We start from the raw sequence: 16,414 nt of genomic DNA on the forward strand, positions 1-16,414 counted from the left end.
AGGTAGCCCCGACAGAACATCAAACTCACCATTTCACCACTTCACCGTTTCACAACTTCACCTCCATGACCGGAACCATCGTTAAATCCACGGGCTCGTGGTACGTGGTGCGCGAGGCCTCCGGGCAGCTGCACCGCTGCCGCCTGCGGGGCAAATTCAAGCACAAAGGCCTCAAAGTAAGCAACCCGCTGGCAGTGGGCGACCAGGTGGACTTTACGGTGGAGGCGCAGACTGAAGGCGCAGGTGTCATTCATCACATTGAGCCACGTCGCAATTATATCATCCGCCGCTCGGTGCATAAAACTGAGCACGCCCACATTGTGGCTGCCAACCTCGACCAAGCCCTGCTGGTAGTTACGCTGGCTTCCCCGGCCACGTCGTTCGGGTTCATCGACCGGTTTCTGGTGACGGCCGAAGCGTACAGCATTCCGGTAACGCTGCTGTTCAACAAAACCGACCTGTACGACGAGGATCTGGCCGATTATCAGGACCAGATTTTGAAGATGTACTCCCGCGTGGGCTACCCCGGGCTGCGCTGCTCGGCCCACAACGGTGAGGGTGTGGCCGATATTGATGCGCTGCTGGACGGGAAGGTTTCATTGCTGTCGGGGCACTCGGGCGTAGGCAAAAGCACGCTTATCAACGCGTTGGTGCCCGACCTGGACTTGAAAACGGCCGAAATCAGTGAGTTTTCGGATAAGGGCGTACATACTACCACCTTCGCCGAGATGCTGGAAGTACGCCCCGGTACGTACCTGATTGATACGCCCGGCATTAAGGAGTTGGGGCTGGTAGACATGAAGCCCGGCGAGCTGGCCCACTATTTCCCCGAGATGCGCGCCCTGCTCAACCAGTGCCGCTACCACAACTGCCAGCATCTGCACGAGCCCGGCTGCGCCGTGCGCGAAGCCGTGGACAAAGGCCGTATTGCTCTCCCCCGCTACGACAGCTACGTGAGCATGCTGGAAGCCGAGGACAACCGGAAGTAGCGTTGCTCGTTGTTAGCTGGTAGTTGTCAGTTGTCAGTTGTCAGTTTTCCGCTATTGATGACGAACAACGGAGAACTAATAACGAACAACAAGCAACTGACAACTACCAACTAACAACTTCCCCTTTGACACCACATAACGTAGCCTTCCTCGGCCTGGGAAATATGGGCGAGGCCATGGCCGAAAACCTGTTGAAAGCCGGCCATCGGCTGACCGTGTATAACCGCACCGCCAGCAAAGCCGCTGGCCTCAAAAAGCTGGGTGCCACCGTAGCCACTACTCCAGCCGAAGCCGTGGCGGGTGCCGCCTTCGTGTTTACGATGGTAACCGATGATGACGCGCTGCAAGAGCTTTGCCTGGGCCCCGATGGTCTGCTGCCGGCTTTGCCCGCCGGGGCCGTGCACGCCTCCTGCAGCACCGTAGCCCCCGATACCAACCGCCGCCTCGCCGAAGTCCACGCCCGCCACGGCAGCGCCCTGGTAGCCACGCCCGTTTTCGGCAAGCCCGATGTGGCCGCCGCCGCTAAGCTGTGGCTGGCTGTTTCCGGTGAAGCCGCCGCCCGGCGCAAGGTTACGCCCCTGCTCAAAGCGCTGGGCCAGGGCGTCCACGATTTCGGCGACGACCCGGGCGCGGCCAGTACCGTGAAGCTCTGCGGCAATTTCATGCTGGGGGCCGCCATTGAGGCCATGGCCGAAGCCTTCACGCTGGCTCAGAAAAGCGGCCTCGACCGGCAGCAGGTGTACGAATTCTTCACCTCTACCCTATTCAACACACCCATTCACAAGGGCTACGGCAAGCTGGTGGCCGAGCGGCACTATCAGCCCGTGGGCGCGGCCCCGGCCATCATCCGCAAGGATATGCGCCTGGTGCTGGATGAGTCGCGCACCCACCTGGTGCCCATGCCCTTCGCCAACATCCTCCACGACCACCTTTCCACCACCGTAGCCAAAGGCGAAAAGGTGGACTGGGCCGGTTTCGCCGAGCGCATCACCGACGGTGCCGGACTGTAGTTTTTGAACGATACGCACCAACACGTCATGCAGAGGCGCAGCCGAAGCATCTCGCGTGCTGACGCCCAAACAGTAAAAGAGCGTCAGGCTGAGTTTGTCGAAGCATCTCTACCGCTTCGGTGAATTTACCACTGCAACGTCAGTGCGCGAGATGCTTCGGCTGCGCCTCTGCATGACGTTCTACCTACTTCCGCATCCATCCTGACACCACAAAAAAGCCCGGCTGAACCAGCCGGGCCTTTTTAACCAATCAGGAAAGATCAGGGAATTACTTGGCCAGCGGCAGCACTACCCCGTCGATAACGTGGGTTACGCCGTTGCTGGAAATAACGTCGGGGGTCAGGATGTTGACGGGGGCATCTTTGCCGTTGCCAATCATGATTTTGCCGTCTTTCACCATTACTTTCAGCTTTTCGCCGTTCATGGTGGTCAGCTCTTGGCCATCCTTCAGGTCCTGGGCTACTAGGCGGCCCTGAATGACGTGGTAGGTAAGCACGCCTTTCAGCTTCTCTTTGCTTTCGGGCTTCAGCAGACCAGCCAGCGCCCCGTTAGGCAGCTTATCGAAGGCGGCATTGGTGGGGGCGAATACGGTGAAGGGGCCGGGGCCGCTGAGGGCACCATCGAGGCCGGCGGCCTGCACGGCTTTCACCAGGGTGCTCACGCTGGAAGCCATTACGGCATTCTGCACGATAGTTTTATCGGGCGTCATGGCCACGCCATCCACCATCACGCCTTCGCTCTTGCCAATGCGGGCCGAGTCGGAAAGCATGGCGGTAGAATCGACGGTGGTTTCCATCGAGTCGGTGCGGGTAGTGGTAGTGGTGTCGGCAGTTTTGTTGTCGCCGCAGCTGCTGAGGCTAAGGACGGCGGCCGAGAACAGGGAAAGCGTGGCGAAGCGCAACGGTTGGTTCATACAACAGAAAAATCGGTGAGGAAAGTATGGAATACGGTGTACCGGCTTGCCGGCCGGCGGTATCCATACGAACCATTACCTGCAATGGATGTTTGGCCGGAAGCAAAATGGCTACCTTTGCCCCCGGCGGGCGTCCGCCAGCGGCCCATTGTACGTATACGGGCCGTTCCACCCACGTTTTAGAATCTGCATGAAAACTGCCGAAATCCACACCAACAAGGGCGTGATGAAAGTTGAGTTCTATGAGCAAGACGCGCCCAACACCGTAAAAAACTTCACCGACCTGGCCCAGAAAGGCTACTACGACGGCCTGAAGTTTCACCGCGTTATCCCCAACTTCGTGATTCAGGGCGGCTGCCCCAACTCCCGCGCGGGTGCCAACGGCACGCCCGGCACTGGCGGCCCCGGCTACAAAATCGACTGCGAGCTGAATGGCGGCAACCAGTACCACGACCGGGGTGTGCTGAGCATGGCCCACGCCGGCCGCAACACCGGTGGCTCGCAGTTCTTCATCTGCCACTCCCGCGACAATACCGCCCACCTGGACCGCAACCACACCTGCTTCGGCAAAGTGGTGGAAGGTCAGGATATCATCGACCAGATCAAAGCCAACGACACCATCGACAAAATCGTGGTGAACGAGGCATAAGCTCCGGCTACACGTACCGCAAAAGAACGTCATGCTGAGCTTGTCGAAGCATCTCTCCCGCTTCGTTGTGATGCTAACCCAGCAAAGCGGTAGGGATGCTTCGACAAGCTCAGCATGACGTTCTTACGAAACCCCTAAACAAAAAGGCCCCGCCTACCAAGTGGTAGGCGGGGCCTTTTTGTTTCTGCAAGAAGATAATAAGCAGCCTAGCGCTTCTGGAAGATCCAGCGGCAGCCGGGCTGGTATTTCTTATACACGGGCCGGTGCATGCCACCTTTGTAGTAGCGGGCGTTGCTGACGCGGTTGGCCGAGGCGGGAAGGCTGGGCAACAACAAGGCAAGCACCAGGGCGAGGCAGGCGAAACGGGCGGCGAGTACAGCTTTCATATCCGGGAGTAGTGGGAGTATCAGGAGGAAGAGGTGGCAGGCTATTTGCCGGCCGGGAACACTACAAAGGAACGGTGCGGTTTCGGCCCCAGCCGGCCTGCTTCGCCAGCCCCAGCTGCTTTCTCTCTGAATGAGCAGGTTTTCTAGCTGAAGCTGGGAACCTACTTCATTATCACTTACTCTACGCAACCACCCCACACGGAAAGGCCCGCTTCCTGTTATAGCAACAGAAAGCGGGCCTTCTTACTCTGGCAATGACCTATTAACTACCGGCGCTTACGCTTCTTCGAGGACAGGTATTCCTCATCGTCGTCGTCATCATCGCCGAAGTTGGGCATGGTGAACATGCTGCTGAGCAGGTCCTTGAACTGGGCCCCGGCCGTGAGGCGGTTGCGCGAAATCAGGCTGTGCTCGGCCATGCCGTGCAGGGCAAACTCCATCCAGAAGTGCAGGTTATCCTTGCTCAACTCGGCGGGCACGCTCTGCTGCACCATGTCTTTGAGGCCCGGCACCACGTTTAGCACCTTGCGGTAGTCCTCGTCAGAAGCGTCGTGCAGCAGATCAATAGTGCGCGAACCAAACCACTCCTGCACGGGCTTGTAGGGGTTGGGCTTGTCCTTCTGCTTCTTGGTTTTCTCGGGGTCCGGGAAGTATTGCAGAAACTGGGTGCGCAGGGCTTTGCCCATCAGCTTCTCGGCCACGATACCCGCGCCTTCCTGCTCGCCCTCGTACACCAGCTCTACCTTACCCGTTACGGCCGGCACCGCGCCCAGGAAGTCGGCAATGCGCACGTAGGTGTGGTTTTCGCCGTTGAGCAGCGCCCGGCGCTCCGCTGCCGCAATTACCTGCTCGTAAGCCGAGATGGTGAGGCGGGCCGACACGCCCGACTTGGCATCCACGAACTCGGAACCCCGGGCCTCAATGGCCACCTGCTCCACCAGGTCGTGCACCACGTCGTTGGTTGTTACCAGGCCGCGCTGCTCCTCCCGGATGCGGGCCTCCTGCTTGGTAATACGCTTCCCGATTTCCAGGCTCTTGGGGTAGTGCGTGATAATCTGCGCGTCGATGCGGTCCTTGAGTGGGGTTACAATGGAGCCCCGGTTGGTGTAGTCCTCGGGGTTGGCCGTGAATACGAACTGGATATCCAGCGGTAGCCGCACTTTGAAGCCCCGGATCTGGATGTCGCCTTCCTGCAGAATATTGAACAGGGAAACCTGAATGCGGGCCTGCAAGTCGGGCAGCTCGTTAATCACGAAGATGCCCCGGTGAGCCCGTGGAATCAGCCCGAAGTGAATTACCCGCTCATCGGAGTACGGCAGCTTGAGCGTGGCCGCTTTAATAGGGTCGGCGTCGCCGATAAGGTCGGCTACCGATACGTCGGGAGTAGCCAGCTTCTCGGTGTACCGCTCGTCGCGGTGCAGCCAGCTGACGGGCGTATCGTCGCCTTTCTCGGCAATCAGGTTTTTGGCGAATACGCTCAGGGGCTGCAGCGGGTCGTCGTTCAGCTCGGAGCCGGCCACCACGGGCACGTACTCATCCAGCAGGCCCACCAGCAGGCGGGCAATACGGGTTTTGGCCTGCCCGCGCAAACCCAGCAGGTTGATGTGGTGCCCGGCCAGGATAGCGCGCTGCAGCTCCGGAATAACGGTTTCCTCGTAGCCATAGATGCCCGGAAACACATCCTGCTTGCTTCTGAGCTTTTGAATCAGGTTGTCGCGCAGTTCCTGCTTCACGGAGCGGGGCTGGTAGCCACTGGCCTTTAGCTGGCCGAGGGTAGTAAGCTGCTGCAACTCGGCAGCAGAAAGGGAGGCGTAAGAAGGCATGTAGGGAAGATAGATTATGCGAATGGAAGGAAGGCGACTGAACGGCCGAATCCGCGTCAGGTAAACAACACCGCCACCAATTAAGACGCGAATACGCGTCTTTACGGCCGCTCAACAATTACAACGACTTGCGCCGGTTCTGTTTATAGTCTTCGAAAATGAGGTGGCCTAGGCCTTTCAATGAACTGTAGTAAGCTTTACCCTGGTTCACCTCCGTGAATTCCTGTACGAAGCTGCGCAGATACGGGTCGTCGGCAATCATGAAGGTGGTAATGGGCACTTTCAGACGGCGGGCAGCGGCGGCCAGGTTCAGGGTGCGGTTCACCACTTTACGGTCCAGCCCGAACGAGTTCTTATAGTAACCGCCGGGTTCCTTCAGGCAGGTGGGCTTGCCGTCGGTAATCATGAAAATCTGCTTGTTGGCGGTTTTGCGCTTGCGCAGCAGGTCCAGGGCCAGTTCCAGGCCGGCCACGGTGTTGGTGTGGTAGGGTCCCACCTGCAGGTACGGCAACTCCTTCACCTCAATCTGCCAGGCATCATTGCCGAACACGATGACGTCGAGGAAGTCCTTGGGGTACTTCTGCTTCACCAGCTCGGCCAGGGCCATGGCGACCTTTTTGGCGGGCGTGATGCGGTCCTCGCCGTACAGAATCATGGAGTGCGAGATGTCAATCATCAGCACCGTGGAGGTCTGGCTCTTGTGCTCGTTTTCGCGCACTTCCAAGTCGCCCTCGGTCAGCATGAAGTTGTCGCCATCCATGCCGTGGTTGAGCTGGGCATTGCGGATGGATTCGGTCATCTGAATCTGCTCCAGCGAGTCGCCGAAGCGGAACTCGCGCATGTCGGTGCTCAGCTCGTCGCCCTGCCCGGTGTGGGGCGTACGGTGGTTGCCGGTGCCCGATTTCTTGAGCTTGCCGAAGATTTCTTCCAGGGCCGAGCGGCGGATGTTCTGCTCACTTTTGGCCGTGATGTTGAATGCGCCCGGCTCCTGGGGGTTCTCATCGATGTAACCCTTTTTCTTCAGGTCTTCAATGAAATTGCCCATGCCGTACTCGTCGTTAGTGAGACCATACTGCTTATCCAGCTCGTTGAGCCATTGCAGGGCCTCGCCCACGTCGCCGCTGGTAATGGAAACCAGCTGCATAAATATTTTGAAAAGGGAGTCGAAGCCCGGATTACCCGACTCCTCGGGCGTGAAGTCCCGAAAACGAAAGCCTGCCGACATAATAAAAGGGGAGTGAGTAATCAGAACAACGGGCGGGGGGGCAATGTTCAGTAAGGAGTAATTCAGTCTTCCCTTCTTCCTACATCCCCCAACTCACCTTATGAAAGCCATCTGGAACGATACGGTAATTGCCGAGAGCAACGACACCGTGGTAGTGGAAAACAACCATTATTTTCCGGCCGATGCCATCCGGCGTGAATACTTTGAGGATAGTATTGCGCATACCTCCTGCCCCTGGAAGGGCCGGGCCAGCTACTACTCCCTGCGCGTAAACGGCGAGTTGAACAAGGACGCCGCCTGGTACTACCCGGAGCCCAAAGATGCGGCAGCAGCCATCAAAAACCGGGTAGCATTCTGGAAAGGAGTACAGGTAATCCCATAGATCAGGTAAAGGGATAATACCCGCGGTGGGGTGCCATCGTTCAGTTTCAGTATATAGATACGTTGTAGTATAGAAGTTAGTGACTTAATCAATACATAATGGAAAAAATACAACTCAATCTCTTTACCTTGCGTTTACAACTGCCGAACTCTCCCTTAGATGAAACTGAGCTCCGGTGAGTACCGGAGCGTATCGAAGCATCTTCCCTAATCTCCTTACTACCCATGCGTACTTCCTTTTCCTTTTTGCTGCTGGCTACCGGCGTGGTAGCCGCCTCGCTCACCGCCTGCGACTCTACCCGTCAGGTAGCTAGTGAATCTTCTTCTGACAGTGTACCGGCCGCTCCTACCGTTGACGAAGGGGATGTAAGCTTTAACCGGGAAGTAACTCAGGGCGATTATCGCTTCACCGTGAAAACCTTTGGTTCGCAGGAGCCCCGCATCGTGAGCATCCGCTCCTACCGTGGCTCGGCCCAGACCATTGACCCGCTGCGCGCGGAGGTGAGCGGAGCCGTCACCAATATTGCCGCCGGCGACCTGAACGGCAACGGTAAGCCCGAGTTGTACATCATGACCGATAACAAGAAGGCCAATGGTGGCCTGTATGCCTACGAGTTTGGGGAGCGGGGCTACACGCCCATCAGCTTCCCCGGCACTCCGTCCGGTTCCGCTGGCATGGGCTACTCCGGTCAGGATATGTACCAGATCAGCGGCAACAAACTGGTGCGTACGTTCCCGGTAACCGCCACCGACTCTACCAAACAAGCGGGCAGCCGCACCGTGGAGTACACGCTCGACTCAACCGGTAAGCTGGTAATGGGTGCTCAGCGTTAGTGCTTAGTGCTTAGTGTTAGTGCTTAGAATGTATGAAAGAGGCCCCGCCGTTACTCGGCGGGGCCTCTTTTTTTGCTGCCATTTCTGGTCCTGGACGCTAAAAACTGAGTACTAAGCACTAACCACCAGGCAACTACTCAATCCATTTGAATTTATACTCCAGCTTGGGTACAGGCATGCGGTCAGCAACACGGCGCAGGCGGTTAGGCAGGGCCATCACGTACTCGCGGGCTTTTTCAGCCGGACCGGTCAGGCCGGTAATCTGGTCGATTTTCCAATCGGCAATGAGCGTATCCAGAATATCGGTGTAGTCGTGGCTGGTGTACACGCCCAGGCGCTGGGCAGCATCGGTGAAGTGGCCGAAGGTTTTGCCGATGTCTACGCCCAGCTCACGCATGTAGTGCGCCGGCATTACAATCTTCTTGCGCATCATATCCTCGAAGGCCAGCATCATTTCGGACGCATCTACCTCAAAAATCTTCTCCACGAAGGTTTTGTACACGCGGGCGTGGCGGGTTTCGTCGCCGGCAATCATACCGCAGATTTTGCTGAGCTGATCCTCTCCCACTTTGCGGGCCAGGGTACCCACGCGGCGGTGCGAGAGGTTAGTGGCCGTTTCCTGGTAGGAAGTGTACACGAAGGCGCGGTACGGGTCGTGGGCAGTACCCAGGTCGAAGCCATCGGCAATGAGATACTGGGTGCTTACCTCAAACTCGCGCATGTTCACGCGGCCGGAGAGGTAGAGGTAGCGGTTAAGCAGGTCGCCATGGCGGTTTTCCTCGGCGGTCCAGCCCCGGATCCACTGGGCCCAACCGTTGTCGGGGTCCCGGTTTAGGTCGTCCAGTTCATGAAACCAGGCTTCGTAGTTGGGCAGGGCCTCCTCGGTAATGGTATCGCCGATGAGCACAGCCAGCAGATCATAGCTCAGTTCTTTGGCCCGCTCACGCAGCAGCTTTACTTCATCAAAGAAAGTATCGAGGCGGGAATCGGGCAGAAAATCGGCGGGTTGCCAGCTGCTTTCCACACTTTTAAGGAAAGAGCCCATGTTTTCTTTCACGAAGCTTTCCATATACTGGAGGACTTCGGAGCGCGAGGTGACGGAGGCGGTAATCATGGTGATGGGAGAAAAAAGTACTGGTAGCACCAAAGGTATACTACCCCTACCCCGTCATAGTGGGAATAAGTCCAAGCTGCACTACAAAATTTTGGCTTTCGAAGATGATTGCGGGAATTTTACACGAAAAAGGTATGCATGCATAGCATTTTTCCGGGTTCGGCGGTTGGGCTGAACAGGTACCAACTGCAGTAACGGCTGCCCGGGTTGCCGGCGTAGGGCCAGGTGGCGGTTAAGCAGGGCCGCGCCTTCCGGGGAAAGCAGCCAGGCCACATCAGGGCGCTGCCCCAGCTGCTGCAGGGCTCCGGTAAAGTCGCGGGAGCCGGTGAGCTGCTGCCGCAACGCAGGCTGCGAGGGGTGCAGGGTTTGCCAGCCCAGCAGGGAAAGGTGCTTGCGAGGTTTGATGATTCGGAAAGCATAAATACCCGGCGGGTGCCCTTCCGTAAGGGGGCTTTGCGATTTGTAGGTCTCCTCCCACAGATCGGACACGACAATATCGGCCGTGCCCGCCAGCTTGTGTAAATCCTCCCGCCGTTGATAGTTGCGCTGCTGCTCCTGTGCCAGCGTGTGGCTGCGGTGCCAGATTTTGTAGCCGTACGGCACGGCGGCCACCAATAGCGCCGCCAGCAGCAGCGGCACCGCCCGGCGCGGCGCGGCTTCGCTGCGAAATACCAAAAGCAGGTTTCCGATAACCCAGAAATCGAGTAGTGGCAGGGCCAGCCGGGGCGGCAGCTTCAGCAGCGTGCCCAGGCCCAGCAGCAGCCCCGCGTAGCCTAACTGCACCAGCCAGAACCAGCGGCGGCCCGTCCCACGGCCCACCAGCGCCCAAGTGGCCGCCAACAGCAGCAGCAGCGAAAAATAGTCGCGGGGCAGTTGCTGAAGCAGCGCCAGGATCTTGACGGGGGCTGTTTTCTGCAGAAAATAGCCAGGTCGGAATGGCGCGACGCGGGCAAACAGCGGCTCATTCACCAGCGCGGAGTCCGGGAACATCCAGGCGCGGGCCTCAGCCAGCCCCAGACTGTCGGCGGGCGTAAGCGGCTGCGCGGGTGGGGCCGTTAGCTGGAAGTCGTTGAGGTTGGATTTGAGCACATCGAGGCGGCGGAACGTGGCGGCGGCGGGCGGCCACGTCAGGTTCAGCCACAGAGCCCCAGCCAAGGCCCAAACAACGGCTCCGGCCAGCACCGGCAGGCCTTTGCGGCCCGCCAGCCACCACGCGCCGGGGGCCGCCACGGCAGCACCCAGCACCGCCGCGCTGGGCCGGATCAGCCAGCTCAAGCCAAAAGCAAGCAGCCCTACGGCCAGCGCCCACCGTGCCGGGGCCCGCTGGGCGGCGAACAGCACGCCCACTCCGGCCAGCAGCAGCGGCACCCGCATGTAGTTGAACCACAGGCCATGCTCGAGCCAGGCCACGCTCCAAAACAGCATCAACACCGCCAGCACCTGCCAGCGGCCGGCGTGAGGCCGCAGTAGCCGCCACAGCACGACAAATATGCCCACTGTGGCAACATACAGCAGGCCGTATAGCGTGAGGCCGTACCAAGGCACCAGCGGGGCTACGGCGTACAGCCGGCTCCAGAACCAGGCATACCCGTGAAAATAGAGGTACAGCTCCGTAACCGGCACGGCGGCCGTTTCGCCGCGCAGCAGGGCCACAATGGTCAGGTCGTCGTTGGTTTCGAAGTAGCAGCCCAGCACCGCCCCACTCAGCAGTAGGAGCAGCAACGGAAGCAATAGCATAACCAGGCGACGACGCAACATGGGGCGCAAGATAGTGAGCAGGTAACAGGTGACGAGGTAAGAGGTGGCAGGTTGGTACGTCATTCCGAGCAGCGCGAGGAATCTCGCGGGCTGACGTTGCGGAAGTAATTCTGACGGCGGCATGCGAGATGCTTCGGCTACGACTGTATGGCGTTCAACCTATCACCTCTTACTTCGTCACCTGTTACCTGCTCACTATCTTGCCCCAGTGATTCGACGATTAACCCGTTTACCGGACTGGACGCTGCTGCTGGTAGTGGCCGTCACGCTGGCGTATTTCTTTCTGACCCACGAAGGCCTGTACGCCCTCGATGATTATTACTACTCCCGCTACGCCCAGCAACTGCTTGATGGCACCTTTCGGCTGGCGCCCGACCCTCAGGGCCTGCTGCACGACCCGCTGAAGGAGCGGTATTTGATTTTCGGGCCAGTGGCGGTGTTTTTTCGACTTTTTGGACTAAACATCATCAGCGCGACGCTGTGGCCGCTGCTGGCTACGCTGGGCTGCTCCGGGCTGATCTGGCGGCTGTACCGGCGGCGGGAGCCGGTGGTGGCCAGCGGGGCCATGCTGCTGCTGGGGCTGCACTACTTCACGCTTAATCTCACCAACTACCTTTATCCCGATAACATTCTGATGTTCTGGTGCCTGGCCAGTGGGGCGGTGCTGCTGCGCGGACGAGAGCCGGGCCGCCGGGCCGGCTGGTGGGGGGCTGGATTTGCCCTGCTCAACTTCGCGGCCCTGCTCAGCAAGGAAACCATTGCCTACTACCTACCCTTCTACCTTGGGGTGCTGGGGCTGGACGCGTGGCGGCGCCGCAACGGTCGGTTCTGGTTGACAGCCCTAGGCACGGGGGCTGTGCTGCTAACGGGCTATCTGGGCCTGTACCAGCATTTCACCGGCGACGCGCTGTACCGGATTCACCTGATTGAGCATACCAACGAGTTTCTCCGGGACGGGAATTTTCTGGCCGGCAATCGGGCCGCACTGCTAAGCCGGGTTACTTGGCAGCCGCTGGCCTTTTTTGTGGGGGCGGGGATGGGCCTGCTGCTGGTACTGGCGGGTATGGCCGCCACACGCCCAGCCGGCCCGCAGCCGGAAGCTTCTGACCGCCGTTTCTGGCTACTACTGGCGGCCACTACGCTGGTATTTTACTGGGTTGGCAGCACCTCGCTCAGCAGCTACAACCCCATCACGCTGTTGCCCCGCATGACCACGCCCCTGCTGCCGCCGTTGGCTTTGGCGGCCGGTTTCGGACTGCAACGGGTGGTGCGCAGCGGGGGCTTGCGGGCGGTGGTGGCGGGGCTGCTGCTGCTGGGACTGGCCGCCTGGCTGCACGACCCACTATCGGTGGTGTATGCGGTACCAGGGTTATTTCTGCTGCTGGTGGGAATCGGCGGGCGGCTGCGGAGCTGGCCAGACCGGCTGCGGCCCGGTACGTCGGCGCTGGCAGCAGCCACGGTGCTGGTGCTGGCGGGCGTCCTGACCATTCGGCCGGTGTATTTCATGCGCAAACCGTCGGTATCGGCGCATTTTGAGCAGGACCGGGTAATTCGGCAGCACCTAAGCGGCCCGGCTGGCGGCACGGTGCTGGTGGATGACTACCTCATCGGCAACTACGATTTTTACTACGGCTTTCGGGTGCCGGCCGGGCTGCAGTATCGCCGCTACTGGGCCCGCGACTCGGTGCAGCTGGCCCCCAAGGAGCACGCCTGGTTGCTGCTCAACCGCGCCACGCTCAGCAACGACGAACTCACCCGCAAACTCATCCGCTACTCACCCGATTCGGTGCTGAGCTGGTACCCAAGGCGGCGTCTGGTAGCCCAGGATGGCCGGGTGGAGCTGTATGAGGTGGAGCTAGGGCGAGAAGTGAGAAGTGAGAAGTGAGAAGTGAGAAGTGAGAAGTGAGAAGTGAGAAGTGGTAACGGCGGGCCGTGAACTTCGTCTTACTACGGTAGCGATGATGTTGCTAGTTTTTCCATCTTGCTGCCTGGCCCAGCAGCCAATCGAGGGGGCGCACGGCGCGGAGCTCCTGCAGCAGCTGGTATAGCTCGCGAGCCTCGGGGAGGTTGCGGTAGCGCACGGCCTGGCGCAGCTCCCAACGTACGCGCACGGCAAGGGCGGTCCGCTCGGCGGGGGTGCGGCACAGGGTCTGGGCTTTACGGCAGACCCGGATAGTGGAGCGCAGGTACGGGTCGTGGGGGCGGTAGCCTTTGCTGGACATGGACTGCGGGTGCAGACGCTTTTGGGTGGTTACCGCATCCAGGAAGTGAAACTCCCAGTTACGGCTGGCCCGCACCCAGAAGTCGAAGTCCTCGTAGGCCAGGGTTTCGTCGTAGCCACCGAGCTGCTCCAGTGTGGCGCGGCGCATGAGCATGGTGGGCGTGCTGATGAAGTAGCGGGCCAGCACCTCGGCAAACACGTCCCCACTGGCCGGGCGCGGGTGCAACTGGTGCTGGGCGTCGCGGCGGAAATGGTAACGCACGAACCGGCCGGCTTCGTCAATCAGCTCCGCATCGGAATACACCATCCCGCAGCGGGGGCCGGCTGCGGCAAAGGCCGCTACCTGCTGCGCCACCCGCTCGGACAGCAGCACGTCATCCGTGGCAAAGTCGATGACGAATTCGCCACGGGATTCGCGGAAAGCCGAGTTGAACGCCTGGCAGTTGCCCACGTTTGCCGGTAGCAGCCGCAGGTGCCAGTGCGGGTGGGCGGCGGCGTAGCGCCGCAGGATATCCGCACTGCCGTCGGTGCTGGCATCATCCACCAGCAATACCTCCAGGCGCGGATACGTCTGGGCCAGAATAGAATCCAGCGCCGTTTCCAGAAACCGGGCGTGGTTGTAGCACAGAGCCACGATAGTGACGAGGGGGAGTTCGGAGGCAGGCATGCGGGAGCAAGATACAATGTCGCACGGCAGCTCTCTTTTACGAACGAATCGAGTCCCCAAAGTACCACAGGCCCCAAAGCAGCAGCAAGCCGTAGCGGGCGGCCTGGGCCAGCGGAGCCCCCAGCAACCCGTAACGCGGCAGCAGCAGGGCCAGCAGCGCCGCCAGCACCAGCGCCGATACGGCCTGCACCAGCACGTAGCGCCCTACCCGGGCCTGGGCCGTGAGCAGAAACAGCAGAATCCAGTTCAGAAACTTGGCCCAGTCGGCCACCAGCTGAGGAGCCAGCAGAAAGCCGGCCGCCGCAAACCGGGGCTCGAACAGCAACGGCAGCAGCCACCCGCGCAGCAGCCAGAGCAGCCCTAGGCCCAGGGCCAGCCCCGGCGCTAGCACGGTCAGCACCGTGCGTACCAGTTGGGCCCGCTCGCGGGGGCGGCTGCTGAGCGCCGCCAGCCGGGGGTAGTACACGCTGCTCATCAGGGCCGAAAATACCATCGTGTAGTTATCGGAGAGCTTGGCTACGGCCTGCCACAAATCGGTGACCGCCAGCCCGAACTGCCTGATCAGCAGCTCCCGCAGGCTGAAATCCACGGCTTTGGAGAACAGCAGCACGCTCAGGGCCATCAGCAGAAACCGGCCCAGCCCGCGCAGGGCCGGGCGGCTCACGGCCCCGCGCAGGCGCGGCAGCAGCCCGGCCCGCCCCGCCACCCAGGCCGCCGGCCCCAGCGTGAGGCCCTGCGCCAGCAGATACGCCAGCAGAGCCGTGGGCACCGAGCCGCCCAGCCCGAGCACGGCGGCTACCGCCGCCGGGCCCAGCACGCTCAGTAGCACCGTCAGGCCCACGTAGGCCCGCAGCCGGCCCGCGGCCAGCAGCACCGTTACCACAAACGCGTGCCCCAGCAGCAGCCCCAACCCTACCACGAACAACGTCAGCCAGCCCCAGCCCGCCGCAAACACGCCCACCAGCGGACCGCGCCCGCCCGCCAGCAGCAGGGCACTCAGCACCAGCGCAGCACCATTCAGCACCACGCCCGCACCCAGCCAGGCCCGGTACCGCCCCGAGCCGGGGCGCAGCGAGGCCAAGTATTTCACCGTGCCCACGTGCACTCCGTCGTTGGGCAAAGTGGTAAACAGGGCCATCAGGTTCTGGAAGTGGGCCAGCAGGGTGAGGCCGCCAGGGCCGCCGTACACGGCCAGCAGCTTATTGAGCACCAGCGCCCCGGCCGTACGGGCCCCCACTGCCACCCCCGAGCCCAGGGAGCCGCGCAGCAACCGACCCAGTACGGTGGCGCGGGGTTCGGGCTGAGGGTCGGTCATGGGTTTGTTGCTGGTTTTGGGTTTCGGTAAGGGCAAGCTTGGCGGGCCGGATGGCAACTTGCCCCGCGTGCACCGCTGGCGGGCTTGTCAGGGTTACTGGCTGGCGGTTCCCAACTGCTTTTCCAGCGTCAGCTTCAGGCTCGGCACGCCGCCCAGGTGGCGCTTAAACTGCAGCAGAGAATGGTTGAGGCCCTCGGGCAGCGTGGAAGTACCCAAATCGAGCAGGCGCATGCCGCTGGCCTGCCCAAAGGCGTGCAGACCGGCGTTCAGCAGCACCACCGGGCTGAGCGTGTTGTAGGCCAGCGGGCTGGCCGGGTAGAAGTTATACAGTACATCGGCGCGCACCCGAATGGCAATGGTGAGGGCGGCCCACTCGCCGGCGGCATCCCGCACCGAGAACAGGAACACGTGGCCCGGCAGCGTCCGAAACAGCGTCTGCAGCTGCTCCAGCGTCATGGACAGGTCCTGACCTTTCTCCTGGCGGCAGCGGCGCAGAAACTCGTAGGCCAGCGGCAGCAGCAGCGGGGGCTCCTGCTCGAAGCGCAGGCCGTGCCGCTCGCACTTCAGCAGCCGCCGGCGCTCCGAAGGATGCAGTCCCGCCCGAAACTCCCGGTCCAGCGGCAGATGGTTGTTCAACTCGGCCAGCGCCACCTGGTAGTCCAGCTGCCGGAGCACCTCGGTGAGCCTGGAAGCCGCGGCCGGCTCGTAGGCGAAGGCCGGCAGGCGCAACGTAAAGTGCCGCACGCCCCGCTCCCGCAGCTCGGCTTCCACGGCCAGCAGCATCTCGCGTAGCACCGCCGCGGGCAGCGTGGGCCCGGCCTGCACACCCCCAAACGGAGCCTGCCAGGGGCTACGCGCTTCCTGCCCATCGGCACTCAGAAACACGGAAAGCTGGGCCACCGTGCAACTCAGGGCAGGTTCTTCCAGAAAGAAATGCAGCCTCTCTCCCGGACTTAGCTGCAAGGCCAGGTGTTCGGGCGTATGGTACAGCCAGGGCTGATAGACTGGCGTCAGCACCGGAGCCGGCGCATCGGCCGATACCAACCGCAGGGCGTATTGCCCCGCTGCGGCGGGCAATGGCAGAAAGCAGGAAGCAGCGGTGAGTGAAGCAGACAAGGGCAGCAGGCGC

15 protein-coding genes are annotated in these 16,414 nt (G+C 61.1%); 6 read left to right on the top strand and 9 right to left on the bottom strand.

From position 1 onward, the window contains the following. Nucleotides 1–65 precede the first annotated feature (65 nt). The gene (rsgA, locus tag EI291_RS06285) at nucleotides 66–989 is read left to right on the top strand and encodes a ribosome small subunit-dependent GTPase A (protein WP_125418953.1); all 924 of its coding nucleotides are present in this window, start codon (nucleotides 66–68) and stop codon (nucleotides 987–989) included. A gap of 23 nt (nucleotides 990–1,012) precedes the next feature. Next, a complete protein-coding gene (locus tag EI291_RS06290) occupies nucleotides 1,013–1,999 on the top strand; it encodes an NAD(P)-dependent oxidoreductase (RefSeq protein ID WP_394343373.1) in 987 nt (328 codons plus the stop codon). 268 nt (nucleotides 2,000–2,267) lie between these two features. Here the strand turns inward: EI291_RS06290 and EI291_RS06295 are convergent, their stop codons facing one another. Further along, nucleotides 2,268–2,912, bottom strand: a complete 645-nt coding sequence (locus tag EI291_RS06295; protein ID WP_125418955.1) for a fasciclin domain-containing protein — start codon at nucleotides 2,910–2,912, stop codon at nucleotides 2,268–2,270. A 190-nt stretch (nucleotides 2,913–3,102) separates the two neighbouring features. On the opposite strand from EI291_RS06295, the gene EI291_RS06300 reads away from it, so the two are divergent. Continuing rightward, nucleotides 3,103–3,561 (top strand): peptidylprolyl isomerase, encoded by a 459-nt coding sequence (locus tag EI291_RS06300; protein WP_125418956.1) that lies wholly within the window; start codon nucleotides 3,103–3,105, stop codon nucleotides 3,559–3,561. 206 nt (nucleotides 3,562–3,767) lie between these two features. On the opposite strand, the gene EI291_RS06305 is transcribed toward EI291_RS06300, so the two are convergent. The 3 genes from EI291_RS06305 to EI291_RS06315 all read right to left on the bottom strand — a co-directional run bounded on the left by EI291_RS06305 (nucleotide 3,768) and on the right by EI291_RS06315 (nucleotide 6,995). After that, the gene (locus EI291_RS06305) at nucleotides 3,768–3,947 is read right to left on the bottom strand and encodes a hypothetical protein (RefSeq protein WP_125418957.1); all 180 of its coding nucleotides are present in this window, start codon (nucleotides 3,945–3,947) and stop codon (nucleotides 3,768–3,770) included. A 266-nt stretch (nucleotides 3,948–4,213) separates the two neighbouring features. Next, nucleotides 4,214–5,770: a sigma 54-interacting transcriptional regulator gene (locus tag EI291_RS06310; protein ID WP_125418958.1), complete on the bottom strand. Its 1,557-nt coding sequence runs from the start codon at nucleotides 5,768–5,770 to the stop codon at nucleotides 4,214–4,216. A gap of 118 nt (nucleotides 5,771–5,888) precedes the next feature. Beyond that, entirely contained in the window at nucleotides 5,889–6,995 is a 1,107-nt protein-coding gene (locus EI291_RS06315; protein WP_125418959.1) for a vWA domain-containing protein, read from the bottom strand. Between the two features lie 100 nt (nucleotides 6,996–7,095). On the opposite strand from EI291_RS06315, the gene EI291_RS06320 reads away from it, so the two are divergent. Next, on the top strand, nucleotides 7,096–7,377 hold the full coding sequence (locus EI291_RS06320) for a DUF427 domain-containing protein (protein WP_125418960.1): 282 nt from the start codon (nucleotides 7,096–7,098) through the stop codon (nucleotides 7,375–7,377). A 224-nt stretch (nucleotides 7,378–7,601) separates the two neighbouring features. After that, nucleotides 7,602–8,210, top strand: a complete 609-nt coding sequence (locus EI291_RS06325; protein WP_125418961.1) for a hypothetical protein — start codon at nucleotides 7,602–7,604, stop codon at nucleotides 8,208–8,210. Nucleotides 8,211–8,343: 133 nt separating this feature from the next. On the opposite strand, the gene EI291_RS06330 is transcribed toward EI291_RS06325, so the two are convergent. Beyond that, on the bottom strand, nucleotides 8,344–9,324 hold the full coding sequence (locus EI291_RS06330; protein WP_125418962.1) for an acyl-ACP desaturase: 981 nt from the start codon (nucleotides 9,322–9,324) through the stop codon (nucleotides 8,344–8,346). An 81-nt stretch (nucleotides 9,325–9,405) separates the two neighbouring features. Beyond that, a complete protein-coding gene (locus tag EI291_RS06335; RefSeq protein ID WP_125418963.1) occupies nucleotides 9,406–11,145 on the bottom strand; it encodes a hypothetical protein in 1,740 nt (579 codons plus the stop codon). 145 nt (nucleotides 11,146–11,290) lie between these two features. On the opposite strand from EI291_RS06335, the gene EI291_RS06340 reads away from it, so the two are divergent. Further along, nucleotides 11,291–12,967, top strand: a complete 1,677-nt coding sequence (locus tag EI291_RS06340) for an ArnT family glycosyltransferase (protein WP_170172535.1) — start codon at nucleotides 11,291–11,293, stop codon at nucleotides 12,965–12,967. Between the two features lie 82 nt (nucleotides 12,968–13,049). Here EI291_RS06340 and EI291_RS06345 read toward each other — a convergent pair whose 3' ends face one another. The 3 genes from EI291_RS06345 to EI291_RS06355 all read right to left on the bottom strand — a co-directional run bounded on the left by EI291_RS06345 (nucleotide 13,050) and on the right by EI291_RS06355 (nucleotide 16,401). Continuing rightward, complete coding sequence (locus EI291_RS06345) at nucleotides 13,050–13,970, bottom strand: glycosyltransferase (protein ID WP_125418965.1); 921 nt, start codon at nucleotides 13,968–13,970, stop codon at nucleotides 13,050–13,052. A gap of 37 nt (nucleotides 13,971–14,007) precedes the next feature. Beyond that, a complete protein-coding gene (locus EI291_RS06350; protein ID WP_125418966.1) occupies nucleotides 14,008–15,285 on the bottom strand; it encodes an MATE family efflux transporter in 1,278 nt (425 codons plus the stop codon). Nucleotides 15,286–15,378: 93 nt separating this feature from the next. After that, entirely contained in the window at nucleotides 15,379–16,401 is a 1,023-nt protein-coding gene (locus tag EI291_RS06355) for a hypothetical protein (RefSeq protein WP_148103391.1), read from the bottom strand. Nucleotides 16,402–16,414: the final 13 nt, after the last annotated feature.

It is taken from the genome of Hymenobacter rigui (genome assembly GCF_003944715.1).
Lineage (GTDB): Bacteria > Bacteroidota > Bacteroidia > Cytophagales > Hymenobacteraceae > Hymenobacter > Hymenobacter rigui.

Excerpts from the sequence above, each read along its gene's own strand:
- EI291_RS06325 (WP_125418961.1), top strand. The coding sequence starts at position 7,602 with ATGCGTACTTCCTTTTCCTTTTTGCTGCTGGCTACCGGCGTGGTAGCC.
- EI291_RS06315 (WP_125418959.1), bottom strand. The coding sequence starts at position 6,995 with ATGTCGGCAGGCTTTCGTTTTCGGGACTTCACGCCCGAGGAGTCGGGT.
- EI291_RS06300 (WP_125418956.1), top strand. The coding sequence starts at position 3,103 with ATGAAAACTGCCGAAATCCACACCAACAAGGGCGTGATGAAAGTTGAG.
- EI291_RS06345 (WP_125418965.1), bottom strand. The coding sequence starts at position 13,970 with ATGCCTGCCTCCGAACTCCCCCTCGTCACTATCGTGGCTCTGTGCTAC.
- EI291_RS06320 (WP_125418960.1), top strand. The coding sequence starts at position 7,096 with ATGAAAGCCATCTGGAACGATACGGTAATTGCCGAGAGCAACGACACC.
- EI291_RS06335 (WP_125418963.1), bottom strand. The coding sequence starts at position 11,145 with ATGACGTACCAACCTGCCACCTCTTACCTCGTCACCTGTTACCTGCTC.
- EI291_RS06350 (WP_125418966.1), bottom strand. The coding sequence starts at position 15,285 with ATGACCGACCCTCAGCCCGAACCCCGCGCCACCGTACTGGGTCGGTTG.
- EI291_RS06295 (WP_125418955.1), bottom strand. The coding sequence starts at position 2,912 with ATGAACCAACCGTTGCGCTTCGCCACGCTTTCCCTGTTCTCGGCCGCC.
- EI291_RS06305 (WP_125418957.1), bottom strand. The coding sequence starts at position 3,947 with ATGAAAGCTGTACTCGCCGCCCGTTTCGCCTGCCTCGCCCTGGTGCTT.
- rsgA (WP_125418953.1), top strand. The coding sequence starts at position 66 with ATGACCGGAACCATCGTTAAATCCACGGGCTCGTGGTACGTGGTGCGC.
- EI291_RS06330 (WP_125418962.1), bottom strand. The coding sequence starts at position 9,324 with ATGATTACCGCCTCCGTCACCTCGCGCTCCGAAGTCCTCCAGTATATG.
- EI291_RS06310 (WP_125418958.1), bottom strand. The coding sequence starts at position 5,770 with ATGCCTTCTTACGCCTCCCTTTCTGCTGCCGAGTTGCAGCAGCTTACT.